Below are 24,104 nucleotides of genomic sequence, written 5' to 3' on the forward strand. Positions count from 1 at the left end.
TTCTAATAAAAACAATCGTATGATGAAGGAGAGGGGAGTTTGCTTGAAAAGGCAATGGAGTATTATTTTAACAATTGTATTTGCTCTTATAGTCGCCATATTTGCAGTGAACAATGTTGATAGTGTGAAGGTAAACTTTCTTTTCGGCCAAACTCAGTGGCCGCTGATTTTAATTATTTTAGGTTCTGTCCTAATGGGCGGTCTTTTGCTCGGTTCGACTGGAATGTTTCGAACTTATGCCCTTAAACGCCGTGTAAAGGAGCTTGAAAAAGAAAACGATGCTTTAAAAATAGAAGCTGAAAAACATCGTATTTCTGAGGGGGCTGCAAGCTCAGATGAAAGAGATCCTCTGCTAAAAGAAGAAAGAGAATATCCAGTTGAAAGAGAAATACCAGCTCATGAAGAGCCAATAGGTGAAAGAGAAGCCTATGAAACGGAAGAGCCTTCAGAATATAAGACACGAAAAAGCCGAATGGAGCGGCATAAATAATACCCTCCTTATTAAAGGCTGTCCACCCGGACAGCCTTTTGTCATGTACACTTAAAACAGCTTTCCGTGAATAAATATGGGTATTTGGCACAAATTAACCATAAGAACGGAAAGGTGGTAAAGGAAATGAAACTCTGTAAAATTATATTTGTGATCCTTTTAGGAAGCATTTTGAGTGCAGGCTGCGGTATGAGCCAGTCGAACAATAATAAGCCAAATCAGGCTCAAAACACGTCCTATGACAAGCAAAACAATATGAAAGATAATATGAACAACAACGTGAATAATCTCACCAACAATGTAAAAAAGGCTCCAAATAATATGGCTAACAATGCGGGGAATAAAATGAAGCTCGCTGACAAAGAAGCAAAAAATGTTTCCGCATTAAAAGAAATAAAGCATGCCTATGTGATCGCGACGAACTATAACGCCTATGTGGCTGTTGTATTAAAGGATGATAAAAAAGGAAAGCTGACTGATGAACTGAAAAGCAGGATATCAAAGCAAGTCAAGGCGGTTAATCCTAATATCCGCAATGTGTATGTCTCTGCCAATCCTGATTTTGTGGACCGTATGGCGGATTATACCAAAAAGCTTCAGGAAGGCAAACCTGTCAGCGGACTGGTTGATGAGCTTACAGAAATGGTCAGAAGAATATTCCCGAATCCAAAATAACAAGGAAAGAACCGCTTTTTTCAAGCGGTTCTTTTTTGGTTTTATGGGAAAGCACCTGTTAAACAACGCTGTTTTTCCATGAATTGGAATCGGAAACATCAGGATCAAAGACAGAACTGATTGGAAGGTAGATCGGTGCAATATCTCCGTTTTCCTCGCCAAAACCCTGGTTTTGTTTAACGGACAAGAAATAATCAATCTGCTGCAGGGTACCGATGTTCAAGGTGCCGCTGCGGTCGATAACATTTACTTTGAAGCCCATTACGTTAAGGACCATCGGGGAAAAAATCATTATTTATGCTCCTCCTTTTTTAAAGGAAAAGGTTTTGAATCAAATGAAGAAAGGGAATCAAACTGATCGCGGTCATCAACAAGGCTTCTTGTTTGAAGAAATTCGCTTTGATCTCCGAAGTTCTGGCCGTATCCCTGATTTTTTTTATCAGAATTGTACCATTCTGCCAAGAGGTTTTGCCCCACATTAACGGCTGAAGCATTTTCAAAGGAATTAATTTTCAACATAAAAATATTAATATTTATATAAGGCGAAGGTGCTTTCAATATCTTCCCTCCTTTTCCTTTTCCATTTTATGTTTTTTAGAAGATGAATATGATGACTCCTGGGGGAATCCAATATGGACGCAGAAAAACTAAAGCAATGGATGAACCTTTCCAAAAACATGTATGGAGGGGACTTTTGGAAAGGAATATTTGACGATGATACGATGAAACAGTTTATGCAGGACCTCCCGTTTATGGAATCCGCCAATGCCAGTAAGCCTGACACAAAAAAGGGCTTTCCTGAAATTGATATTGTGGAATCGCAAAAGGAACTCGTGCTGATTATCTATCTTCCAGGAGTGGAAAAAAACAATGTTCAGCTCGCTTCCTATGGAGAATACATTGTCATTAAAGGAACAAAGCCTTTCCCTTTTCCGGAACAGGCATACCGGAATATAGAAAGCCATTACGGGGATTTTGAAAGGAAACTGAAGCTTCCTGACTATATTGTGCCTGCAGAAGCATCAGCAAAATTTTTAAACGGAATCCTCTATGTGAGCTATTCAAAAGCGATCATAAGAGGAGACATTATTCCGATCGATTAAAAAAATCATTTTTCCTGGCGGTTGCATCTAAAATATCTTCATCAATCACAATTTGTATGGGATTATAGACAAAAACAAGATCAGCGTTTTGCTCCCCAAAGCCTTGATTTCTCTTAACAGAAGAAGCATGGTTTCGAATAAGAGCCTTTCCGATGTTCATGCTGCACCCTTTCCCAACCGAATTGATTTTCATCCCCGCAAGATTTACTTTGCTTCCTCCAAAAAGCATCAGGAAAACTCCCTTCGGCATATAACCAGTTTGTTTAACATAAAAATAGGACAAGCATACAAACGACTGAATAAAGCGGTGATCTCATGTCATTAAAAAACCTATTCTCCTTTTTTGCGAAAGATGACCAAATCGCCCAAATGCAAGTTAAAATATCATCCTTCGAAAAGCAGCTGACTAAATTGGACGAACTGAAAGATCTGCTCAAGCAAAATGGCAAGCAGGCTGTCGAGAAAGGAACAACAATAGAAGAAGTTCATATTAAAGTGGATAAATTCGTTCTTGAAAAACTAGAGTACAATATCCACATGGGCCAGCTGGGAATAAAAGAACTCAAAGGAAAACTAAATATAGGGGCAACTTACGGAGAACTTTTTCCTTTTCAGCTTGAAGATGAAGAGGAGGCTCCTGAAGGAGAAAAAAAGACACCTAAAAAAGAAAAAGCTCCAAAAGTAAACATTCGGTCCCGTTAATTAAAGGGTTCCGTTTTCGGGTGCTTTCTTTATATTGACATATGCAATGACGTGTAAATTGGTATACGTCAGTTTCTTTATTTACCAAGGGTTTTCACCGGCAAATTATCGGAGCTGCGCCTGTCACGCCCCGGATTCTGTTTCAAAATAAAAAAGTTCCAGGTGCCGTCTGATGTACTGGAACTCTTTGTTCTGTGTTCACTGAGCTTAGTTTTTAAGAAAATCCAATTTTCTCTGTGCTGTGGATTCTCGGACGATTAACTTCGTAGGCAGAAGGATTTCATGAATAGGTTCATTTATATTGCCGATTCTCCAGCAAAGCTGCTCGACTGCTTTTTTTCCAAAATAATTTAAATCAATTTCCATGGTGGTGATCCTTGGAGTTGCAATTTGTGATAGCTGGCCATTATCAAAGCTGCAGACAGAGGCATCTTCTGGTACTTTATAGCCTTTTTGCTGCAGAACAGCTGTAACGTTGAAGCCATGGCCGTCATTCACGCAAAACCAGGCGGATGGCTTGGTTTTAATATTTTCGATATTCTGCCCTATTTCATCCTGGTTTTCATGTGCATTTTTAAAAATAAATTCCGGAATTGGTTCTATACCATATTTGTCTAAAGCAAGCAGATACCCCTCATAGCGTTCCTGGTAGCTTGGCGAGAATTCCACATCGCCAACAAAGGCTATGCTGCTATGTCCCAATGAAATTAAATGTTCAACAGCTGTGAAAGCACCAAAACGATTATTTGTTAATATCGAGTCTGCTTGCAAATAAGGGGAATGGTGGTCAATCAGTACGGTCGGAATCCCAGTGCTGATGATCTTCTCTGTATAGTCTGTGCTGATATGCGATAGGATTAAAATACCATCAATTTCATGATTCGATAGCAAGGCAGGCAAAGTTAAACTTTCTTTGGCCTCACCGCTTATTGATTCAATAAATAAATTCATTCCCCGCTCACGAAGCTCTTTTTCTACACTTAAATAAATTTCTCCGAAAAAACTTTTTAAAGAAAAGGCATAGTCAGATGCGATCAAGGCAATATTTTTTGGAGCTTTTTTAAACCCTTGTTGATGCATGCGGCCGGCTGAATATTGGTAGCCTAATTCGTCAGCGGCCTGCTTCACCAGCCTTCTCGTTTCTTCGCTAACCCCCGGTTTCCCCGACAATGCCTGCGAAACAGAGTTCTTTGAGATGTTTAACTGATTGGCTATATCCTGCATTGATATTTTCTTTACCATATATATTTCTCCCTTTATTAATCATTCTGCAGAGTACTTTAGTAATGATTTTTGTAATTTTATTGTAACGTGACAATAAAAATTTTACAATAGATCACTTTTACAAAATTCTAGGTATTTAGATTAATTTTTCGTAAAAATAGTTTGACAGTACAAAAATAAGATGCAATAATTTATCTGTAATTAATATTTAAACATTACAAAATAAATATTGTAATGTAAATCTTGCGGAATGAGAGATAGAGATTTTTATCACATTGCTACTGAAATATTTTTTTGACAGAAAATGATAGCGTTATCAATTTTATTTCTGTTTCGTAGATTCATAATTTTTGTCATATTGCTTTTTCAAGATATTTATATCGGAGGGATTTAGGATGAATATGAAAAGAGTGGCATCTGCTTTATTTGCAGCTACTTTAACTGTTTCCGGCCTTGCAGCCTGCTCGACGGGAAATCCGGATACAGAAACAGCCAGTACCAAAAACGGTGTAACAACGATTGAGTTCTGGGCTGCTCCAAACCCGACTCAACAGGTTTATTGGAAAGAAATAGCGGATGAGTTTACAAAAGAAAATCCGAAAATCAAAGTAAATGTCAGTCCGATGAAGGAAAGCCCAACGTCAGAGGCAAGCATTCAATCTGCTATAGCAGGACAAAGTGCTCCAACCATGTCTGAAAATATCAACCGCGGCTTTGCTGCACAATTAGCAGATAGTAAAGCGCTTGTCCCACTGGATACATTAGAAGGCTGGGATAAAGTTAAAAAAGAACGCAATATGGAAAATACTATGAAGGGCTGGAAGTTTGCTGACGGACACCAATATGTATTGCCAATCTACTCCAATGCGATGCTGTTTGGCTGGAGACTCGATATCTTGAAAGAGCTTGGTTATAACGAGCCGCCTAAAACCTATAGCGAAATGCTGGATGTTGCCAAGAAACTAAAAGCAAAATATCCTGACAAATATGTATGGGCAAAAGCAGACCTTGCTGACCCAACCTCCTGGAAAAGATGGTTCGACTTCTTCATGCTATATGATGCAGCATCTAACGGCAACAAATTTGTAGAAGGCAGCAAGTTCACTGGTGACGCTAAAGCAGGGGAACAGACACTTGCTTTTGTTGATGACCTTCGCAAGGAAAAGGCTCTCTTAACAAGGCAGTCAAAGGATCCATTTGAAAGCGGTCTTGGAATCTTTTCTGATATCGGCCCTTGGACAATTGGATACTGGAAAGATAAATTTCCGAATATGAAATTGAACGAAACGTACACATTGGCCTTGCCGCCTGTTCCAGATGGCATGGAGTCACAGGATGTCCATACATTTGCTGATACAAAAGGTTTGGTCGTCTACGCTTCAGCTACAAAAGAACAGCAGAAAGCGGCTATGGAGTTCATCAACTGGGTATATTCAAAACCTGAGAATGATTTGAAATGGCTTGAAAAAACTAACCTGCCGCCTGCACGTGATGACCTGACAACCAATGATTCCTTTAAGTCGTTCTTTGACAAAAATCCGGCCTTACAGCCTTATGCAGAAGCCGTACCAACTGCAATTCCGCCAATGGACAATGCGAAATATAATGATATTCAAACTCTAATCGGCCAACAGGCATTCAATCCAGTGGTTAAGGGAGAAAAGGTTCCGAAAGCTGCTTGGAAGGACATGCAACAGGCAATTGAGGGGGCTCTCAAGTAATGAGAACCAGGAACGGAAGATTGGGCTGGCTTTTTGCCAGTCCTTATCTTATATATGCACTTGCTTTTTTCTTGATTCCGCTCGTTTGGTCACTGTTTCTGTCAGTTACAGACTGGAATCTGATTGCACCAACGTTTAATTTCGTTGGCATTAAAAATTATATGGATGCTCTTAACAGTCCGGGGGTACAGGCAGCGTTTTTTGTTACTTTTAAATTTATGATTGTATTTGTTCCCCTGGTTATTGCTTCTTCTATTATTGTAGCCCTCATTATTCATGGGCTGCCCAGATTTAAGGGTTTATTTTTAATCGGCTTCTTCCTTCCATACTTGGCATCAGGCGTTGTAGCTTCGCTGATTGTGAAAGGGCTTCTGTCTTACAACAGTCCGGTGAATGAATTTTTACGGAAATCCTTTGGCCTGGATATTGACTGGCTTGGATCACCGTTTGCAGCACTGTTTGTGGTTGCGCTGATAATCGCTTGGAAATTCACCGGCTATTATGCGCTTATTTTAACATCAGGTTTTGAAAGCATAAGTACTGAAGTATATGAAGCAGCCATGATCGATGGTGTAACGCCATGGCAGCGCTTTTGGAAAATCACTCTTCCTCTCCTGTATCCGGCATTGTTTACCGTTTTGATATTATCAATCGGTGTTACATTCGGTATCTTTACAGAGGTATACCAATTAACAGGCGGGGGACCAAATTATGCGACCAATACATGGCAGATGGAAATTTTTACACGCGCCTTTACCAATCTGCAGGCTGGATATGCTTCAGCCATTGCGATTATTGCTTCAATTGTAACGTTTATATCAATCTTTATCATTCGAAAACTGCTTGAATTGTGGGGGAAACGAAATGGGTGGACATAAGAAAAAAGGATTATGGTTTCGATATCTGCTTGCGACTGTTCTCTTGCTCATTATGGTATTTCCCTATATCTATATGGTGTTAAGTTCCTTTGCGGATTGGGACCAGGTGGATAAAAAGCTCATTCCTACCCATTTTAGCCTGAAATCCTATCAGTGGCTGCTGGGCGGAGGAGAAGCGTTTATCCCAAGGCCTTGGCTTCATGCCTTTTTTAACAGCTTTATCGTTTCTGCGGCTTCAACATTGCTAATGATGGTGACTGGCGTAATGGTTGCTTATGCACTGGCAAAAATCAATTTTAAAGGAAGAGACACGGTTAACAACGTGATTTTATTCCAGATGTTTTTCCCGGCTATCATTCTATTAATCCCAACATTCCTTGTGATTCAAAGGATTGGTATGTATGACTCTTACTGGGGAATGATCTTGCCGAAAGCACTCAGCTTGTGGGCGGTCTTCATGTATACCAACTTCTTTAAGGGAATTCCGGATACCTTCATTGAAGCGGCCAAGCTTGATGGTGCATCAGATCTGCAAATTATTTTCAAAATCGTTCTGCCGATGTCCAAATCCATTACAACCGTTATCTTCCTGTTCCTGTTTATGGAAAGATGGACAGAGCTATTATGGGATATGATCGTTACAAAGAGCGATGGCATGCTGACGCTGAACGTTCTTTTAAGCCAAATGTTCGGACCGTACGGAGGTTATCCAGGCCCAATGTATGCGGCATCTGTGCTACTAACACTTCCAATCATCATTATCTTCCTGATTTTCTCGAAGAAATTCCAGGAAGGTATGCAGTTTACGCTTAAATAAAGGCTGTTTTCGCAAAGATCGTTTATTCGTATAAGCTTCAATCACGCTTATAGACTGCATTCGGAGCAGCTTTTCTTAAAATTCTTACTAAAATAATGGTTTATTTACTTAAAATAAGTTAGCAATAAAGTATAAGAAAAGAGCCTAAAGAATCAAAGCTTCGCAAGGAACAATCTCCTTTGAGTCTGGGAGAATACGAGGAATTGGGTTTTGACGGGGAAATGATCAGTTACGTGAGAAAGGATCATTCTAAAGAGAATACGAGTTATGCTCAATTTCAGCAACCAGGAACAGGTACTAAATGTGGGGAATGATGCTAAGTTCTTGCTCGTAAAAAGGCAGGTTGTCCTTGACAGCGGAAAAATACTGGCAAATGAAGCCATGCTAATAAAGGAGTGTATATATGAGATGGCAGTTTTAACAAAGGGAAAGGTAAAAACCTGCGAACAGCTCTTGCAGGCGTTCACCGGGAAACCAGTTAACCCAGAGAAAATTGTTTTCTACGGGATTGGTGAAAGAGATGTCTATAATATCTCCGCACCGTTTGAAGATGAAGGTGAAAGAGTAATCGCCGGCCGCGTGGAGTCACGTGACAGTGAGCATTCTAATGTATACTTTTTTGTCAAACGAAACGGGGAGTGGGTTCCAAGAGAAAATGCACCTGTTCTCGAGCTCCAGGATCCTTTTTTTACAAGAATAGGAGAAGAGCTTGTTCTGGGCGGAGTGCAAATATTTACTCACCCAACCATTGAAGGAGCACTTGGCTGGCGCACTGTGTTTTATAAAGGGAAATGCATTTCCGGTTTGAAGGAGTTTGCCAAGGGGCCGGATGGAATGAAGGACCTTCGCCTTGTGGAACTGAATGACGGAACTATAGGTGTACTGACAAGACCTCAGGGAGAAAAAGGCGGCAGAGGAAAAATCGGCTGGACGCGTATTTCTTCGTTGGGAGAGTTGAACATCAATGTGATCGACGGAGCGGCATTACTGGAAGGCCAGTTCATTGACGAAGAATGGGGCGGAGCGAACGAGCCTCATTTGCTGGCAAATGGTCTTGTTGGAGTGTTGGGGCATATCGCCAATTTTGATAAAGAAGGCAATCGTCATTATTATCCAATGGTTTTTGCGCTTAATCCTGAAAAAGGGGAACTTTCGGATATTGAATTAATTGCAACAAGAAGCCATTTCCTTCCTGGGCCGTTTAAACGCCCTGATCTGGCTGATGTCGTGTTTAGCGGCGGTTTAGTGCGGAAATCCGATGGTACGGCTGATATGTATGCAGGAATTAGTGACGCTGAAGCACAGAAAATTACGATTGCTGATCCATTTTTAAAATTCGAACACTAAAGGGGAAATGAAAAATGAACGTTTACAGATATGAACAAAACCCATTGATGGCACCGGCAGATGTAAAACCTTACCATGATGGTTTTGAAGTTATCGGGGCCTTCAATGCAGGGGTAACGACCTTTAATGATGAAACGATTATGCTTCTTCGTGTGGCGGAGCGCCCTATAAGCGAGGACTCAGCGATTGTTAAAGCGCCTATTTATAACCCGCAGACAAATCAACTTGAGATTTTTGAATTTAAGCTTGATGACCCCGCCTATGATTTTTCTGATCCGCGTGTCATCAGGGAAAACGGCTCCTCCCAAGGCTTTAAATATTTGACCTCTCTTTCTTATTTGCGGATTGCGCGCAGCAAGGACGGCCGCAGCTTCACCGTTGATGACCAGCCTTTTATTTATCCAGCCAATGAACTGGAAACCTATGGAATCGAAGACCCCCGGATTACAAAAATAGACGATACCTATTATATCTATTTTAGTGCTGTTTCACCTGTTGGCGTTGGCGAATCCTTGGTTTCCACGAAAGATTTTGCTGCTAAAGAGCATCTTGGAATGATTTTTGCGCCGGAAAATAAGGATGTTTTAATTTTTCCTGAAAAAATAAACGGCAAATACTATGCCATTCACCGTCCGGTTCCAAAAAGCAATGGGAACCCTGAAATGTGGATTGCCGAATCTACGAACCTAGTACACTGGGGAAATCATAAATTCCTTCTAGGATTGCGCGATGGCATGTGGGACAGCGGCCGCATGGGCGGAGGAGCAGTGCCTTTCAAAACAGAAAAAGGCTGGCTTGAGCTTTATCATGGTGCATCCAAGGATCACCGATATTGCATGGGCGCTGTCTTGCTGGATTTGGAAGATCCAACTAAGGTCCTTGCCCGTTCAGATAACCCAATTCTTGAACCGGAAGCTCCTTATGAAGTGGAAGGCTTCTTTGGGAATGTTGTCTTTTCATGCGGCGCGGTAGTTGAAGGCGATGTTGTGAAAATGTACTACGGTGTTGCTGATACCTCTATGGCTTGTGCGGAATTAAGTGTACAGGAAATTCTTGATTCATTGACTTATCTATAATTAAGACAGAATAGAGTGCCAAAATCGCAGGAGATTTTGGCCTTTTAGTTTGCCAGGCAGGTTCATCAACCAGGGGCAATTAACTAATTCAGGGGTGGGAACTGCCTTTTGAAAAGATGTGCGCGTGACAGGGATGCCCACATTAGATGAGAACTTTAGAGCTTGTCGGGGAAAAAGACTCAACCAATAAATAAAAAACCCTGTTAAATTAGCTATCTCTGAGGAAGAAGCTAAGAAATATTCCAACTTCAGGAATGGTTATTGGAGGAAGTCCTGAACCGAAGTAATTCATATAGCCTTATATAACAGGTGCTGAACTCGTTTAGGGTTAAAATCATGCTCTTCAATTATTTCATAAAACTTTCAAACCTCCGTAATCGAATAATATCTACAGTTGTGTGAGAAGTTGGGGGTTAATCACCCATTCTACTCGATTCTTATAAAGTTTATTAAATGGCAGGTGACTTTCAATGAAACTGAATGACAACTGGAAAATCCGGCAATTTGACGTCGGAGGAGCCCGGGACCTTGAAGTGGCTTCTCCTGAGTATATTGACTATTTTTGGATGACTGCCACCGTACCTGGTGATGTTCATTCAACGATAATAGACCGAAATTTGATTGATGATCCTTTTTACGGACATAACGATTTGAAGTGCCAGTGGGTAGAGGAAAAGGTTTGGTGGTATCGAAGCACCTTTGAATTCCACGATGATATTCAACAGGGAGAAAGGTATGAACTTATTTTTGAAGGACTAGATACCTTTGCGACAGTTTACCTGAATGGTGTGGAGCTTGGTTCAACGGAGAATATGTTTATCAGTCACACCTTTGAAGTGGCACGTGAGCTGAAAAAAGGGAAAAATGTTCTCGCGGTACGATTTGACCCAGTTCATGTACATGTGAAGGAAAAGGTTCAATATTACTGGTCGGGCTTCAGTAAAAAACGTATCTGGACACGGAAGGCTCAAAGCCATTTTGGCTGGGATTGGGGCCCACGCCTCGTTACATCAGGAATCTGGAAGGATGTCCGGCTGGAGAAAAGAACCTTTGCCAAAATAGATCATGTTTTTGCTAAAACCGCTTCCATTGCTTCAGACAAAGCAGTTATTGAAGTGGAAGTTGCAATTGAGAAGTTTGATAGGGAAAAGAGCTATGAAGCTGTAATAAGTTTGGTTCAAGGGGATGAGCGTTTTGCGGCATGTGCGGAAATTTCCATTAACAAGGCTGCAGCTGTACTGGAAGTAGAAAATCCAAAGCTATGGTGGACGCATGATATTGGCTTGCCGAATCTTTATCAGTTATTTGTGGAAATATTTGCAGATGGCAAGAAGATTGATGAAAGCACCGAGGAATTTGGAATAAGAACCATTGAAGTAATGCGCCAGGATGAGGCTGGTAACAACAGCTTTACCTTCGTTTTAAACGGACAAAAGGTGTTTGCCAAAGGAGCCAACTGGATTCCGATTGATAGTTTCATAGGTTCTGTACCGGATTCCCGCTACAGGCATCTGATCAGGATGTCGAAAGACGCCAACATGAATATGCTCCGTGTCTGGGGCGGCGGGATTTATGAAAAGGATGTTTTTTACGAAGAATGCAACCGGCTTGGAATACTGGTCTGGCAGGATTTTATGTTTTCATGCGCTCTTTATCCGGACTACAATAAAAACTTTATGGCCAATGTGCGCGAGGAAATTATTGCTGTTGTAAAACGGCTTCGAAATTTTCCATGCCTGGCTATTTGGTGCGGAAACAACGAAAATGACTGGCTGTATGAAGCTCTGGCATCTTCTGGTGAAATTCCTCATCCCTTTTACGGTGAAAAAATTTACCATGAATTGATGCCGGAATTACTGGAGGAATTGGATCCGACCCGACTGTTCTGGCCAAGCTCGCCATTTGGCGGCAATGACCATAATTCACGGAAAGAGGGCGACACGCATAACTGGCAGGTGTGGCACGGAAATATTGAGCCGCGGGTGTTTGGAGACCCTCAAGAAGTTAACTACAGCATTGAAGGTTTGTCCTTTAAAAATTTTAAAAATGATACGACCCTTTTTGCCAGTGAGTTTGGAATGCATGCTTCCTCCAACCGTTATACACTGGAACGAAACATTCCCAAGGATCAGTTTTTTTGGGGAAGCGAAGAGATGGCTTACCGCAACAAAGATATCCACCATCCAAAGGGAATCTTGTTAATGGAAGGATATACCGGAATACCAAAGGATCTCGACGAGTACATATCCTTTTCCATGCTGACGCAGGCGGAAGGATTAAAATATGGCATCGAGCATTACCGCCGCAACAAGCAGCATACAAGCGGGGCGTTATTTTGGCAGCTGAATGACTGCTGGCCGGGTACAAGCTGGTCGGTGATCGATTATTATTTATTGCCAAAGGCCTCCTACCATTATGCAAGGAAGTTCTTCAGTCCGGTATTATTAACGCTTGATCATGAGCCCGGCAAGGACATTCATGTGTGGGTTCTCAATGACCTCTTGGAGCCTTATCAGGATAAAGTTGATCTTGCTGTCTACAATTTAAGAGGGGAAAAAGTCTTCTCCCGGGAGTGGCAGGCTGAGATTGAAGCTAATGTGGGGAAACGGCTGGATACTTTGCCTGAAGTTGATGTGTTATCCGGAATGCCCCCTGAAGAAGCTGTAATGGTTATCCGCTCCAAAGACTATGAAAATATCTATTATTTCCGTGACCAGAAGGATTTGAATTTTAGCCCAGCGGAATTAAAGGTCGAAATTGACCGGGTGAACCAGGAACTTATCATTTCAACAGATGTGGCAGCACGCATGGTAACGATCGAAATGGATATCGAGCAGCTCGTGCTGGATGATAATTTCTTTGATCTGCTGCCTGGAGGAAAGAAAAAGCTGAAGGTTGAACAGGCTCAGGGAAAGGACATTCCTTGGGGTTCATTAAAAGTAAAAGCAATCAATAGTGTGAATACTATATTAGCAGAGGGATGAATTAAACATAATTGAGGTTCAGGATTGGAATTATCCTGCACAGGGATCGTTTATTAATCCATATAACCTGGAAGAAGCCGTTAGGCTGATTGCAAAAAAGGCGGTAGGTGTAAAGCCGCTGATTTCCCGCCGATTAACATCGAAGAGCAGCCGGAGGCAATGTCTAGCTACCCAAATCTTGAAGTTTCAAAGGGTGATATTAACTAACCGGTTTAAGGGGACGGCTACGTTTCCCCTTTAGGGCTTGGTTTTCCCAAAAGGAGAATAAATAAATGTTTCAAGTATTTAGGTCCTTTTCCACAGAATTGAAGTTTTATTTAATTATGAACGCTTTTTTCTGCTTTGGGGGTGCTCTGTCTGGCGTTTTTCAAAGCGTTTTTCTTTGGAAATTGGACAAAACCTATTCCTTGCTTGCCCATTACAGCTTGTATTGGTCTGCCTCCATTATTATTAGTTCTATTGTGTGTTCTTGGATTGCCAGAAAAACAAGCCCGATTATTACATTGCGTTTTGGATTTCTCTTTTATTTGTTTACGTACTTGATCATCCTTATTTTTCATAACAACTTGCAGGATCATATCATGCTGCTGGGTGGAACCACGGGCCTGGCAATGAGCCTCTATTATATAGGTGTCCATATGGCCGTTTTGGACTTGACTACAAATGAAAAACGGGATTCATTTTTGTATATACAGGGAGTATTAAATACAGTTGGAGGGGTCGTTGCCCCGCTTTTAGCAGGAATTTTAATCTCGCAATTCAATGGAATGATTGGATATTATGTTGTGTTCATCGCAACCTGTGTTTTCTTCTTTATTTCATTTTTAATTTCTCTAAAGGTGAAGGGTAGCCCGATTTCATCCAAAAGTTACTTTTGGGAAGTTATTAAAGAACCATCGCGTGAGTGGAAAAAAATGTACTCCGTAATGTTTGCGGATGGAATCGTATCGGGAGTATACTCAACCTTTTTAATTACAATGATTACCTTCAAAGTAGCCGGCGGAGAATTGAACCTTGGCGTTTTTAATACAGCTGCAGAGGTTGTATCGATACTTGCTTTTATGATGCTCGCTAAATTCTCCAATCCTGACTATCGAATTGGGATATTTGCAATAGGATCAGTAAGCATATTACTCGGTTCCGTTTTGTTGTCAGTGTCTCCTGTGTTGATTTCCTTGATCATTTTTGCGATTATCCAGCCTGTTGCCGGAAATATGATAAACACTTCAATGAATGCTATGATTTACGCATCAATCGAAAGAGACCCTGATTACAAAAACAGGCGTCTGGATTATATTATCATTCGGGAGATTCCACTCGGAGTTGGTAGGATAATTGGGGTTATTTTTTTCCTGACTATGAGGAAATACCTTAATATAGATCATCTTTTGCCTATATCGTTTAGCATTTTTCCGATTGTATATGTATTGATGATTCCGACTTTGTATATTGTTTGGAAAAAACCGGGCCATGCAGTGGCGGCCGGTAAATAGGCCGGTAAAGTAACATACTGATGGAGGTAATAAAAGTGCAGCCATTATTTTTAAAACCCGTATTTAAAGAAAGAATTTGGGGCGGAACAGAATTGCAAAAGGAATTCGGTTACGATATTCCAACGGATAAAACTGGGGAATGCTGGGCCATTTCCGCTCATCCAAATGGACCTTCCATTGTGGGAAATGGACCATATGCCGGTATGGCATTTGATGAGCTTTGGAGCATGCACCCTGAGCTCTTTGGAAATCCACAGGAAGAAGTCTTTCCTCTATTAACAAAAATATTGGATGCAAACATGGATTTATCCGTTCAGGTTCATCCGGATGACTCCTATGCCAAGGTAAATGAAAATGGAGAATTGGGAAAGACCGAATGCTGGTATATCATCGACTGTAAAGAGGATGCTGACATGATCTTCGGCCACAGTGCCAGGACAAAAGAAGAGTTAATTGAGCAAATCGATGAAGGTTTATGGAATGAATTGCTACGCAGGGTAAAGATTAAGCCAGGAGATTTCTTCTTTGTTCCAAGCGGCACCATCCATGCTTTATGCGAAGGTACCCTTGTACTTGAAACGCAGCAAAGCTCTGATACCACCTACCGTGTCTACGATTATGATCGCAGAGATGACAACGGAAATTTCCGCGACCTTCACCTTGAAAAAGCAATTGATGTGATTACTGTTCCGCATCAAAATATTTTGACTAAGCCGATGGTTGAAGAAAAGAACAATGTCGCGATCACAACCTATGTAAAATCTGAATTTTTCTCTGTGTATAAATGGGATGTGAAAGGAGAGGCAACATTTTTTGATGAACAATATCTGCTGTTAAGTGTCATTAAGGGGGAAGGGACACTTCTTCATAATGGAGAGGCCTATTCATTGGCGAAAGGAACCCACCTTATTATTCCAGCAGGGTATGGAGAGTTTCAAATAGATGGGGTATGCGAAATTATTGTTTCCCACACGTAATACGGAAGTAGTAAAAGATTGATAGTTTATAATAATGTTTGATAAAAAATAACCTCTTCTGGATTATATCCGCAAGAGGTTATTTTTATTTTTCTGAAGAATATTGGTTTAAGTTTCATGAAAAAAGGGAACAGAAATTCCTTAGACTAAGGAATGATAAGCTTCCTTTTTTTGTTGATAAAGGGCGGATTTTTGACTTTTCTTACCCGGAAACTTAAGAGGATCCTAGCAATCAAAGTACTTATGAAAGTCTCTTTATATAGATGTTGGTTCTGATATCGATTTTAAATAGTGTTTATGAATTATAAAAAATTTTTGGTATTTGGACTTTTAAAGATTTGCCGTTTGATTCTGATCTTTAGCATCAAGATCCACACCAATTAATATACTAATACCATTATTAAACTCGCTTAGTAACCTAGTGTCTTTTCTTGTATTTAAAAGGACCCGTAAAAGCATTGTTTATTTTCTTATTCACTTATAGAAAAAAAAAAGCGTCAGAACAACGCTTCAAATAATTATTGATGCTATGTTATCTATTTTCCGTCATTCTAAAATTAATTAATAGTACCCTCCGTACCAGGATGCACCAACAATAATTAAAAGAATAAAAAACACTACGATTAAAGCAAAATTGCGGCCATACCCATATCCGCCATCGTTACCCATAGTGTGTCACCACCTTAATTAAGAGATAGTACACATTATGTAAATAAAAATATGTAAATCCAAAATGGACAAAGATGGAATTTGCTATTATATACCAACAACACTCTTTAACAGAACTATTTCTAAACGTTCATTAATAGGTTATCCCTTGAAGAAAAGGTAAATTCCGGTTTTTTCAAAAAAGGCTGTTTTTCGCAAGGCTGTTTTCGCAGAGATTGTTGTTTTTCGTACATGTTCTTATCACGCATTTAGACTAGCATCGGGGCATCTTTTCTTAAAGTTTTTGCCATCCCAATGGTTTCTAGGAATAAATATAGAGTCATGAGCAACAAAGTTTAAGAAAAGAGACTTCAAAATAGAAAGTTTACGATTGACAAAAGTTTAGAATTTTTAGAATAATAGTATACAGGTAAAAAACAGGTTAAGGAAGGTGATCCAACCGCATGGTTAAAATATATGGCTCTCCTATACGGCTTACAGAAACCCGTACAGCCGCCGTTTGCAAAAATGAATCGGGTGAAGAACGGCTTGTTATAGCAGCAAAGGGGTTTATTTTGATCGTCAATCCCTCTACAGGAATATCCAAACAGCTGTTTTTTCCAGGCAAGCCTGATTATCCGTACGTGTCTTTTTCTTCAAAAAGCGGCTTGTTTTATACCGGTTATAACAGGACGTTTTTGGCAGCTGATCCATTTAAAGAAAAAATTCTTTTTGCTAAATCACCAATCAAAGAAGACGCAGCTGTTTTCAGCATTTGTGAAAATCGCGAAGGATATCTATTTTTCTGTACATACCCAAGGCTTTATTTAATCCGTTTTGATCCAAAGAAACAGCGGTTCAAAAAGTATGGAAGAATAGATACGGCTGCTAAATATGCAGGGTCGATGGCTGCAGATGAATCAGGATGGATTTATATAGGAATCGGTACTGAAGCGGGATTGGTTACAGCTTTTCACCCGGAGACGAAAGAAAAACGAACATGGCATCCTTATCCGAAGAAAAAGAGGGGTACAGGCTATGTTATGAAAGGAACAGATGGCAAAGTATACGGCCAGATGGCAAGCAGCCAGCTCAGGCACTCTTCTTCTGGTGAAGAATGGTACACCTTCTCGGGCGGTCAGGCAATGCCTGTTAAAGAAGAAGATGTTCCTCCTTCTAATTATTGGGGAAAAGGATTTTTCAGCTGTCATGGCCAGCTCTCAGAAAAGGAAAACATTCACTCTTTCGATCTCGTAAAGAAGGAAGTCACAACAAGCGCTTTGAAAATAGATTTGGAATATGAAGCAGCGGGAGCGGAACTCAGTACGCTTTCCTTGGGGCCGGATCGTAAAATTTATGGAACCTCCATGCATCCTATGCAGTTCTTTTCGTTTGATCCGGAAAAACTGGAGTTTGAGAACCTCGGCCCTCTTGAAAAAGGGGAAGGCGGAAACATCTGTGCCTATGCCACTGCCGGGAGCAAGCTAATTGGAGCAGCTTACACAAGCGGAAAGATCTACGTACTGGATACAAATAAGAAAACGGAGCCTCTCATAAATCCTAAGCTGATCGGCAGTGCAGAGCTTGTTCACAGACCAAGATGCATGGCAGCTCATCCTGATCAGGAGCATATATATTTTGCAGGGTTCCCGGGTTACGGAAAAAGAGGGGGAGGTCTTGCAAAATTAAATGTTTATTCCAATAAGCTTGAAGTTTTTCCAAATGAACAGCTTATTCCAAATCAAAGCATTGTTTCTTTTGATTTCCTCTCAAATGGTGATGTAATCGGCGGAACAAGTGTGCATACACCAGGTGGAGCAGCCCAAACCGAACGGCATGCGTGTCTTTTTCGATTAAATTGGAAAAACAGCCGTTTTCATGCTGAGACTGTTCCTTTTCAAGCCGAGGAAGAAATTTCAGGCATCATAGCAGAAGAAAGTAAAATTTATGGCCTTACTGGAAGCTCCAAGTTCTTTCTGTTCAGTCCTGAAAAGCTTGTACCTGAAAAAATCATCTCTCTGAAAAAATACGGCAAGCCTGCAAGAAATGGGTTTCTGAAGATGAATGGATCGATCCTTTGTTTATTAAAAAAAGCAGTTATAAAAATAGACCTTAAAACGCTTTCCTATAAGGTGATTCCTGTGTCACAGCCCATTACAAGCGGCGGAGCAATTTGGCAAAACAACCTATATTTTGCTTCCGGCAGCGTTTTTTGCTCATTGAATTTAGAAGAAGGAGGAGGAAAGTAATGCCATATTTACTTGAAAAATTGGAGCAGGCCGGGCTTCCTCCTCTTATTAGTCAATCAGAAAACGAAAAAAATTGGCAACAAAAGATGCTTGCAATTAAAAAAACATGGAAAAACATAGTGAAAGAATTAGCATCTCCACTCGATCCTATTTATCAAATCATTAGCGAAGAAAAGGAAAAAAAGCATGTACGGCGAAAAATCATCTATCAGACTGGAGATGGTGATCAAGTCACAGCCAATTTACTCATTCCGCTGGATACAGCTTTTCCTTGCCCGGCAGTTTTAGCCCTGCATCCGACAGAACCGCTTGGTAAGGATGATATTTCTCATCCTCGCGGCCGAAAGAGCAGGCGTTATGGAATGGAGCTTGCTGACAGAGGGTATATTGTGCTTGCACCTGACTGCATAACAGCAGGAGAACGTGTGAAAGCCGGTGCAGAGCCATTTCAGACGAGATTCTTTTACGCGGACCATCCTGAATGGACTGCAGCAGGAAAAATGATTTCAGACCATATCCAAGGAATTGAGCTTTTATGCAATTTAGAGGAAGTGGATAGTGAAAGAATAGGGGCTATCGGCCATTCTTTAGGAGGCTATAATTCTTTCTTTCTATCAAGCTTGGATTCTCGGGTAAAAGCAGTTGTCTGCAGCTGCGGTTTGAGCGTTTTCACGGGAGATCCTGAACAAAACCGCTGGGGAAAAAGAGATTGGTTCAGCCATTTTCCAGAGCTAACTCCTTTAACAGAGGCAGGAGAAATACCATTTGAATTTCATGAGATTCTTTCTTTACATGCTCCCCGGCCGCTTTTTGTCTGGATGACCATGAATGATGCTATTTTTCCTCATTGGCAGAGGATAGCGGAAGGCCTGGGCCATATTGATCAGCTTTACAGACTGCTTGGAGAAAACGAAAAGTTTGATTGCTTAATTGGGAACAAAGGGCATGATTTTCCGAGCGATATTCGGGAGTTTTCTTATGAATTTTTGAATAAGTGGCTTTAAAACGGATGAAGAAAGCTGATAAAGACTAGCTCCAGAGAGTAAGAGAATAAAAAAGAGATGAAGCAGGAGAGATTGCCATGCAATTGCGCAGGGAAAGCGATTTTGAAAAAAAATACAATGTGTTTATTGCTGAATTGAAAGATGAAATTTTAAGCGGCAGAATCAGGGAAGGAGATTTTCTTTTGCCTGAAAACAGCCTCTCAAAGAAGTATGATATCAGCAGGGTTTCCATACGCAAAGGACTTGCTGAGCTTGTGGAAGAAGGATATATAGAAAAAATACCAGGCAAAGGAAACAAGGTGATCATCGATTCACTTTCCAGTGTCACCACAATTAAACTAGCGTGGTTTTCTTCTTCCTATGAACTGAACAGTGTAAAGCTGATTCTGGAGGAATTTGAAAAGGTCCATCCTTATATAAAAGTAGAGCTTGATATTTTGCCGGAAGCAGAATACGTAAACCAGCTTATTAATAGTATGGAACAGGAAAAAGGACCAGATCTGTTTATGGTTTCCGATTCTCAATTTCGTGAGTTTGCAGAGAAGGGGAAAATTGACCATATTGAACCTTATCAATCTGACAATTTGACGGAGGAAAAAAGCTATCGGCAGGTTTTTGAAATGTTTTCTTATCAAGGAATAATTCATGCTGTTCCGTTTATTTTTTCTCCTGTCGTCATTTGCTACAACAAATCCATATTGGAAAAAGCAGGTGTATCAGAGCTTAACGAAATTGAAGACTGGGAAGAATTGCTGTACCTGGCGAAAAAATGCACCAAATCAGCAGAAAACGAACACCTTGTAGAGCAATACGGATTTTGTTTTTCCTCATCTTATCATCGCTGGCCTGTTTTTATGCTTCAAAACAACGGAAAGCTGATGACTTCAAGCCGCAGCCGTTTCACAATAGCTGACAAAGCGAATATTGAAGCCCTGAGGTTTTGCACTGATCTTATTTATAAACACCATGTATCACCTATTTTTACACATGGGAGTGATCATCTGGCTGAAGACATTTTTAAGAAACAAAAGGCCGGTATGATTTTGACAACCTACTATTACTTAAATGAATTCAGAGGCAGCAGCATAAAGTGGGATATTCTCCCCGTCCCTAAGAAAGAAAGAAAAGCAACCCTGCTGATTGGAGGAGGAGTGGCAATCAACAAAAACAGCCAGCATAAGGGAGCTGCTCAATCTCTTATTGAATTTATGGTTTCAGAAGAAGCGCAGTCTATTGTGAAACGAAACGGCTGTACTATTCCAGCTCTTAGAAAAACGGCAGAAAATGATGACTTGCTCGTAGAAGGGATCCATCCAGAGAACTATAATGCTTTTTTAGAAGTTCTTCCTTATTCTCATACCGTTAACGATTTGAATTTAACCAGCAGAGAAACAATCGTTCTTCAAAATGAACTGAATCTTGTCTGGGCAAATATGGAGACACCTCATGATGCGTGCTATAGAATTGAAAAAACACTCAATAGGATGCTTGCCGAATCATAATCTGGTTCGGTGTTCTTATTTTTAGAATAGTCTGATAATAATCATTGACAATATATTCAAATTACCGATACCTTTAGATTAATAGACAAGTAAAATACAAGTATAAAGGAGAAGAGCATGAAAAGAAAAAGCTTTAAGGTTCTCGCTGCACTTGTCATGGGTATCTTAGTTATGATGAATGGAAGGAATATGCATGCACTTGCCTCAGAAGATAATGACATCCAGTGGGTGAAAATTCTGCCGGAGAAAATCGAAGCCCAAGCAGGACAAGCTGTACCGCTTTCGGTTCTTGTGAAAAAGAAAGAATGCCGCCCTTTCTTGCTGCCCCAGCCTTCCTTTCTTGTGGATGATGAAGAGACTGCGTTTGTTAAGCAAGGGAAATTATTTGCAAATAAACCTGGTAAAACAATTGTTCGTACGGATTATGAAGGAGTAAAGGATGAGAGCATTGTGGAAGTGAAAAAGAGAGAAGGAAACCATTCTGTATATGAATCAGCTATGGTGTTTCCAGAAGAAGTGTCTGCAGGCGTGTATGTCCCCGTACCGGTATCCATAGAAACGAAGGAGGTACGGAAAAAAGGATATGATGATGTTTATTTCAAACTCGTCAAAGCGGAGGGGCCTGGGGATGTTGTGGCAGCCGTACAATCTGAGCCGAAAAGGGTGCTGTTAAACAGCGGAGAACTTCTGGAGTCACCTGCAGATTTGTCCCCTGACTATGATCAAACAATCCCGACAGAAATGAAATTTACGAAATCTGGAAAATATAAGCTTACCCTTGAGATGAGCACTGTAAATGGAGATTTTTTATCAAGATCGGTTTCAAACGTAGTTGTTCAGCCTTCCTTCCAGGATCTTGGCGTCCAAATCAAAAAACTGATGGCAATGAGGGGAGCTTACGGAAGAGATGAGAATGGCCGTGCTGCTGCCTACACAGTTCTTGCTGGAAGACCAGCCATGCTTGCTGTGACAGATGTTGAGACAGAACGTGTAACAAAAGTGCTTCCTCTGCCTGATGCAGAAGCTGCCTGGGCGGTAACAGTGGCTTCAGACGGAACTGTTTATGCAGGCTCCACTCCTAATGGAAGTATTTATAAATATGTTCCAGGCAGTGATGCCGTCATTAATCTCGGGAAGCCTGTCCCGAATCAAACCGTTATTTGGGATTTGACTGCTGGAAAGGACGGAAAAGTATACGGCGGCACGTATTATAACGGCCATACTTTTGAATACGATCCAAAAAAAGGCTTCACCGATTTTGGAGAAATGGTTCCGAAAGAAGAGTATGTCAGGAGTGTTGCTTACGATGAAAATGAGAACGCTCTCTATGCCGGTGTGGGCGCGCATGCTCATTTGATCAAGTATGATCTTGGAACAGGCAAAAAAACGGATGTATTGCCTGAAGCCTACAAAAAATATATTTCTGTTTATGATCTTCAAGCTGAAGGTGGAAAGCTTTTTATCAAGCTGGAACCTGAGTTTAAACTGCTAGTGGTAGATCAAAAAACCTTGAAAGTGGAATTCGAAACACTGATTCATTCAAGAGGAGTTTCACCGCTTTCACCAGATGGGAAGAAAGTTTATTACACAGCCAACAACATTCTTTATGAGTATGACCTTGAAGAAAAAAATGCACATGAAGTCATGACCGGCAATCAAAATGTGAACGTGGAAGGGCCTGTTATCGGCTTCGGTTACTCAGACCTCCAAGAATCACCGTTTGGAGAGAAAACACTTGTCGGTTATAGCGGAAACTACGAAGGAAGGTTTTTTAAATACAATCTGAATACAGGTGCTTTGAAAAATACGTTTATACCGCTTCCGCCTCAATCAACAACGATATATAATATCGGCTCAGGGCCTGATGGGAAAATTTACAGCAGCGGATTTATTGGAGGAGATCTGGGCATTTATTCACCGATGACTGGAAAAACAGAACAGCAAACAGGACTTGGACAAGTAGAAGGATTAACTTCCATTGGAAGCAAAATGTTTTTTGGTGTATATCCCATGGCAAGAATTTTCGAATATGACACAGCAAAGCCATGGAATAAGAAAACCAATTTAAAGGAACTGTTTAATCTGCATGGGGAAAATGAGCAAAACAGACCCGTTGCCATGACGTCTTTGCCTGAAAGAAATGAAATTTATGCAGGAACGATACCGGATTACGGCAAAATTGGCGGATCGCTTTCATCCTACAATTTAGACTCTGGCCAAGTTTCCATCCATCGGAATATCGTAGAAAACCAAAGTATTATTTCCGTTGCTAAAATGAACGGCTTCATTTATGCAGGTTCATCAATTTATGGAGGGACAGGTTCTCTGCCTGCGGCAAAAGAAGCAAAACTGATTGGCTGGGATCCTTCTTCTTCAAAGAAATTATTTGAAACAGCCCCTGTTCCCGGAAAAGGATCGATCGGAGCGCTCTACTCGGATGAAAATGGCATGCTGTGGGGAATCGCCCAGGACACCTTATTTATCTTTGATCCGGTATCACAAAAAACCGTTTATCAGGAAGTGAAGTTTCCGGATTCAGGTGCCATGAGAATTGGAACAGAACTGATAAAAGGAAATGACGGGTATTTGTATGGCACCCTGAATCAGAAATTTTTCAGAATCAATATGACTTCCAAGGACGTTACCGTTTTAAAAGATCATGCCAGCAAAATTGCAAAGGATGCACTCGGAAATTTTTATTTTATTGAAGCAAATGAACTTTCAAATGGAAATAATATTTGGCGATATACAATCGAGGATCCCATTATTCGTATTGAGGACCTTCTTCTGAACCGCACCAATGTTACACTCAGTCAGGGGAGAATAACCCAGCTGACTGTAAAAATTCTTCCGGAGTTTGCAACAAATAAAAATGTCACCTGGAGATCAAGCAACAGCGGGGTTGCGATGGTAGACCAGACTGGTCTAGTAACAGGAGTATCAGAAGGAACCGCAACGGTCACTGTGCAAACAGAGGATGGGAGAATAAAAAAGACAGCAGAAATTAAAGTAGAAAGCTAAATAAATCTAAAGCGGTCCAAACAGGGCCGCTTTCCTATTTAAGCCTCAACTCTTAAACTAATTCCTATTTTTCACGAACTAACCAAACATTTAATCGGAAACCTGCAGAAAAAGTGGTTACGAAGCCAATTAAATACTATTAGTAAATCATTACGAATTACAACAAAGTTCGCGATAATAGATCTATTAAAAG

At 40.7% G+C, this 24,104-nt stretch carries 21 protein-coding genes; 16 read left to right on the forward strand and 5 right to left on the reverse strand.

Features of this window, described 5'->3' with window-relative positions; translation table 11 throughout:
• Positions 1 to 43 precede the first annotated feature (43 nt).
• Both ACOT8F_RS06515 and ACOT8F_RS06520 read left to right on the forward strand, forming a co-directional pair.
• Entirely contained in the window at positions 44 to 490 is a 447-nt protein-coding gene (locus ACOT8F_RS06515) for a LapA family protein (protein WP_421650755.1), read from the forward strand.
• Between the two features lie 126 nt (positions 491 to 616).
• Positions 617 to 1,165 (forward strand): YhcN/YlaJ family sporulation lipoprotein, encoded by a 549-nt coding sequence (locus ACOT8F_RS06520; protein ID WP_421650756.1) that lies wholly within the window; start codon positions 617 to 619, stop codon positions 1,163 to 1,165.
• A gap of 58 nt (positions 1,166 to 1,223) precedes the next feature.
• On the opposite strand, the gene ACOT8F_RS06525 is transcribed toward ACOT8F_RS06520, so the two are convergent.
• Both ACOT8F_RS06525 and ACOT8F_RS06530 read right to left on the reverse strand, forming a co-directional pair.
• Positions 1,224 to 1,457: a hypothetical protein gene (locus ACOT8F_RS06525; RefSeq protein ID WP_421650757.1), complete on the reverse strand. Its 234-nt coding sequence runs from the start codon at positions 1,455 to 1,457 to the stop codon at positions 1,224 to 1,226.
• Positions 1,457 to 1,723: a hypothetical protein gene (locus tag ACOT8F_RS06530; RefSeq protein WP_421650758.1), complete on the reverse strand. Its 267-nt coding sequence runs from the start codon at positions 1,721 to 1,723 to the stop codon at positions 1,457 to 1,459. The genes ACOT8F_RS06525 and ACOT8F_RS06530 overlap by 1 nt, the downstream gene beginning before the upstream one ends.
• Positions 1,724 to 1,797: 74 nt before the next feature.
• On the opposite strand from ACOT8F_RS06530, the gene ACOT8F_RS06535 reads away from it, so the two are divergent.
• Positions 1,798 to 2,268 (forward strand): Hsp20/alpha crystallin family protein, encoded by a 471-nt coding sequence (locus ACOT8F_RS06535; RefSeq protein WP_421650759.1) that lies wholly within the window; start codon positions 1,798 to 1,800, stop codon positions 2,266 to 2,268.
• On the opposite strand, the gene ACOT8F_RS06540 is transcribed toward ACOT8F_RS06535, so the two are convergent.
• Positions 2,252 to 2,497 (reverse strand): hypothetical protein, encoded by a 246-nt coding sequence (locus tag ACOT8F_RS06540; RefSeq protein ID WP_421650760.1) that lies wholly within the window; start codon positions 2,495 to 2,497, stop codon positions 2,252 to 2,254. The genes ACOT8F_RS06535 and ACOT8F_RS06540 overlap by 17 nt on opposite strands.
• 86 nt (positions 2,498 to 2,583) lie before the next feature.
• On the opposite strand from ACOT8F_RS06540, the gene ACOT8F_RS06545 reads away from it, so the two are divergent.
• The gene (locus ACOT8F_RS06545; protein WP_421650761.1) at positions 2,584 to 2,970 is read left to right on the forward strand and encodes a hypothetical protein; all 387 of its coding nucleotides are present in this window, start codon (positions 2,584 to 2,586) and stop codon (positions 2,968 to 2,970) included.
• Positions 2,971 to 3,177: 207 nt separating this feature from the next.
• On the opposite strand, the gene ACOT8F_RS06550 is transcribed toward ACOT8F_RS06545, so the two are convergent.
• Positions 3,178 to 4,212, reverse strand: a complete 1,035-nt coding sequence (locus ACOT8F_RS06550; RefSeq protein WP_421650762.1) for a LacI family DNA-binding transcriptional regulator — start codon at positions 4,210 to 4,212, stop codon at positions 3,178 to 3,180.
• Between the two features lie 383 nt (positions 4,213 to 4,595).
• On the opposite strand from ACOT8F_RS06550, the gene ACOT8F_RS06555 reads away from it, so the two are divergent.
• From ACOT8F_RS06555 to manA, 8 genes are all read left to right on the forward strand, one after another.
• Positions 4,596 to 5,915, forward strand: coding sequence for an extracellular solute-binding protein (locus ACOT8F_RS06555; RefSeq protein ID WP_421650925.1), 1,320 nt, complete (start codon positions 4,596 to 4,598; stop codon positions 5,913 to 5,915).
• Positions 5,915 to 6,793, forward strand: coding sequence for a carbohydrate ABC transporter permease (locus ACOT8F_RS06560; RefSeq protein ID WP_421650763.1), 879 nt, complete (start codon positions 5,915 to 5,917; stop codon positions 6,791 to 6,793). Before ACOT8F_RS06555 ends, ACOT8F_RS06560 begins: the two co-directional genes overlap by 1 nt.
• Positions 6,780 to 7,610 carry a carbohydrate ABC transporter permease gene (locus ACOT8F_RS06565; RefSeq protein WP_421650764.1) on the forward strand — a complete coding sequence of 277 codons (831 nt, stop codon included), beginning with the start codon at positions 6,780 to 6,782 and terminating at the stop codon, positions 7,608 to 7,610. Before ACOT8F_RS06560 ends, ACOT8F_RS06565 begins: the two co-directional genes overlap by 14 nt.
• 408 nt (positions 7,611 to 8,018) lie before the next feature.
• Positions 8,019 to 8,957: an MTP-1 family protein gene (locus ACOT8F_RS06570; RefSeq protein ID WP_421650926.1), complete on the forward strand. Its 939-nt coding sequence runs from the start codon at positions 8,019 to 8,021 to the stop codon at positions 8,955 to 8,957.
• 14 nt (positions 8,958 to 8,971) lie between these two features.
• Positions 8,972 to 10,033: a BtaManbiosPhlase gene (locus ACOT8F_RS06575; RefSeq protein ID WP_421650765.1), complete on the forward strand. Its 1,062-nt coding sequence runs from the start codon at positions 8,972 to 8,974 to the stop codon at positions 10,031 to 10,033.
• A gap of 470 nt (positions 10,034 to 10,503) precedes the next feature.
• Positions 10,504 to 13,017, forward strand: coding sequence for a beta-mannosidase (locus ACOT8F_RS06580; protein ID WP_421650766.1), 2,514 nt, complete (start codon positions 10,504 to 10,506; stop codon positions 13,015 to 13,017).
• A gap of 272 nt (positions 13,018 to 13,289) precedes the next feature.
• Positions 13,290 to 14,510 (forward strand): MFS transporter, encoded by a 1,221-nt coding sequence (locus ACOT8F_RS06585; protein ID WP_421650767.1) that lies wholly within the window; start codon positions 13,290 to 13,292, stop codon positions 14,508 to 14,510.
• A 20-nt stretch (positions 14,511 to 14,530) separates the two neighbouring features.
• Positions 14,531 to 15,487, forward strand: a complete 957-nt coding sequence (manA, locus tag ACOT8F_RS06590) for a mannose-6-phosphate isomerase, class I (RefSeq protein WP_421650768.1) — start codon at positions 14,531 to 14,533, stop codon at positions 15,485 to 15,487.
• Between the two features lie 561 nt (positions 15,488 to 16,048).
• On the opposite strand, the gene ACOT8F_RS06595 is transcribed toward manA, so the two are convergent.
• Positions 16,049 to 16,156, reverse strand: coding sequence for a YjcZ family sporulation protein (locus ACOT8F_RS06595; protein WP_421650769.1), 108 nt, complete (start codon positions 16,154 to 16,156; stop codon positions 16,049 to 16,051).
• A gap of 443 nt (positions 16,157 to 16,599) precedes the next feature.
• Between ACOT8F_RS06595 and ACOT8F_RS06600 the strand changes: the two genes are divergently transcribed.
• The 4 genes from ACOT8F_RS06600 (at position 16,600) to ACOT8F_RS06615 (ending at position 23,911) form a co-directional block, all read left to right on the forward strand.
• Entirely contained in the window at positions 16,600 to 18,384 is a 1,785-nt protein-coding gene (locus tag ACOT8F_RS06600) for a ligand-binding sensor domain-containing protein (RefSeq protein ID WP_421650770.1), read from the forward strand.
• The gene (locus ACOT8F_RS06605; protein ID WP_421650771.1) at positions 18,384 to 19,388 is read left to right on the forward strand and encodes an alpha/beta hydrolase family protein; all 1,005 of its coding nucleotides are present in this window, start codon (positions 18,384 to 18,386) and stop codon (positions 19,386 to 19,388) included. The genes ACOT8F_RS06600 and ACOT8F_RS06605 overlap by 1 nt, the downstream gene beginning before the upstream one ends.
• A 77-nt stretch (positions 19,389 to 19,465) precedes the next feature.
• Positions 19,466 to 20,890, forward strand: a complete 1,425-nt coding sequence (locus ACOT8F_RS06610) for an extracellular solute-binding protein (protein WP_421650772.1) — start codon at positions 19,466 to 19,468, stop codon at positions 20,888 to 20,890.
• A gap of 117 nt (positions 20,891 to 21,007) precedes the next feature.
• Complete coding sequence (locus tag ACOT8F_RS06615; protein ID WP_421650773.1) at positions 21,008 to 23,911, forward strand: Ig-like domain-containing protein; 2,904 nt, start codon at positions 21,008 to 21,010, stop codon at positions 23,909 to 23,911.
• Positions 23,912 to 24,104 lie beyond the last annotated feature (193 nt).

The organism is Chryseobacillus diguaensis (assembly GCF_049220665.1).
Classification (GTDB): domain Bacteria; phylum Bacillota; class Bacilli; order Bacillales; family Bacillaceae; genus Metabacillus_B.

What these genes read in the sequence shown, in the direction of transcription:
- ACOT8F_RS06520 (WP_421650756.1), top strand. Translation starts at nt 617, where the DNA reads ATGAAACTCTGTAAAATTATATTTGTGATCCTTTTAGGAAGCATTTTG.
- ACOT8F_RS06525 (WP_421650757.1), bottom strand. Translation starts at nt 1,457, where the DNA reads ATGATTTTTTCCCCGATGGTCCTTAACGTAATGGGCTTCAAAGTAAAT.
- ACOT8F_RS06535 (WP_421650759.1), top strand. Translation starts at nt 1,798, where the DNA reads ATGGACGCAGAAAAACTAAAGCAATGGATGAACCTTTCCAAAAACATG.
- ACOT8F_RS06540 (WP_421650760.1), bottom strand. Translation starts at nt 2,497, where the DNA reads ATGCTTTTTGGAGGAAGCAAAGTAAATCTTGCGGGGATGAAAATCAAT.
- ACOT8F_RS06545 (WP_421650761.1), top strand. Translation starts at nt 2,584, where the DNA reads ATGTCATTAAAAAACCTATTCTCCTTTTTTGCGAAAGATGACCAAATC.
- ACOT8F_RS06550 (WP_421650762.1), bottom strand. Translation starts at nt 4,212, where the DNA reads ATGGTAAAGAAAATATCAATGCAGGATATAGCCAATCAGTTAAACATC.
- ACOT8F_RS06555 (WP_421650925.1), top strand. Translation starts at nt 4,596, where the DNA reads ATGAAAAGAGTGGCATCTGCTTTATTTGCAGCTACTTTAACTGTTTCC.
- ACOT8F_RS06560 (WP_421650763.1), top strand. Translation starts at nt 5,915, where the DNA reads ATGAGAACCAGGAACGGAAGATTGGGCTGGCTTTTTGCCAGTCCTTAT.
- ACOT8F_RS06565 (WP_421650764.1), top strand. Translation starts at nt 6,780, where the DNA reads ATGGGTGGACATAAGAAAAAAGGATTATGGTTTCGATATCTGCTTGCG.
- ACOT8F_RS06570 (WP_421650926.1), top strand. Translation starts at nt 8,019, where the DNA reads ATGGCAGTTTTAACAAAGGGAAAGGTAAAAACCTGCGAACAGCTCTTG.
- ACOT8F_RS06575 (WP_421650765.1), top strand. Translation starts at nt 8,972, where the DNA reads ATGAACGTTTACAGATATGAACAAAACCCATTGATGGCACCGGCAGAT.
- ACOT8F_RS06580 (WP_421650766.1), top strand. Translation starts at nt 10,504, where the DNA reads ATGAAACTGAATGACAACTGGAAAATCCGGCAATTTGACGTCGGAGGA.
- ACOT8F_RS06585 (WP_421650767.1), top strand. Translation starts at nt 13,290, where the DNA reads ATGTTTCAAGTATTTAGGTCCTTTTCCACAGAATTGAAGTTTTATTTA.
- manA (WP_421650768.1), top strand. Translation starts at nt 14,531, where the DNA reads ATGGAGGTAATAAAAGTGCAGCCATTATTTTTAAAACCCGTATTTAAA.
- ACOT8F_RS06595 (WP_421650769.1), bottom strand. Translation starts at nt 16,156, where the DNA reads ATGGGTAACGATGGCGGATATGGGTATGGCCGCAATTTTGCTTTAATC.
- ACOT8F_RS06600 (WP_421650770.1), top strand. Translation starts at nt 16,600, where the DNA reads ATGGTTAAAATATATGGCTCTCCTATACGGCTTACAGAAACCCGTACA.
- ACOT8F_RS06605 (WP_421650771.1), top strand. Translation starts at nt 18,384, where the DNA reads ATGCCATATTTACTTGAAAAATTGGAGCAGGCCGGGCTTCCTCCTCTT.
- ACOT8F_RS06610 (WP_421650772.1), top strand. Translation starts at nt 19,466, where the DNA reads ATGCAATTGCGCAGGGAAAGCGATTTTGAAAAAAAATACAATGTGTTT.
- ACOT8F_RS06615 (WP_421650773.1), top strand. Translation starts at nt 21,008, where the DNA reads ATGAAAAGAAAAAGCTTTAAGGTTCTCGCTGCACTTGTCATGGGTATC.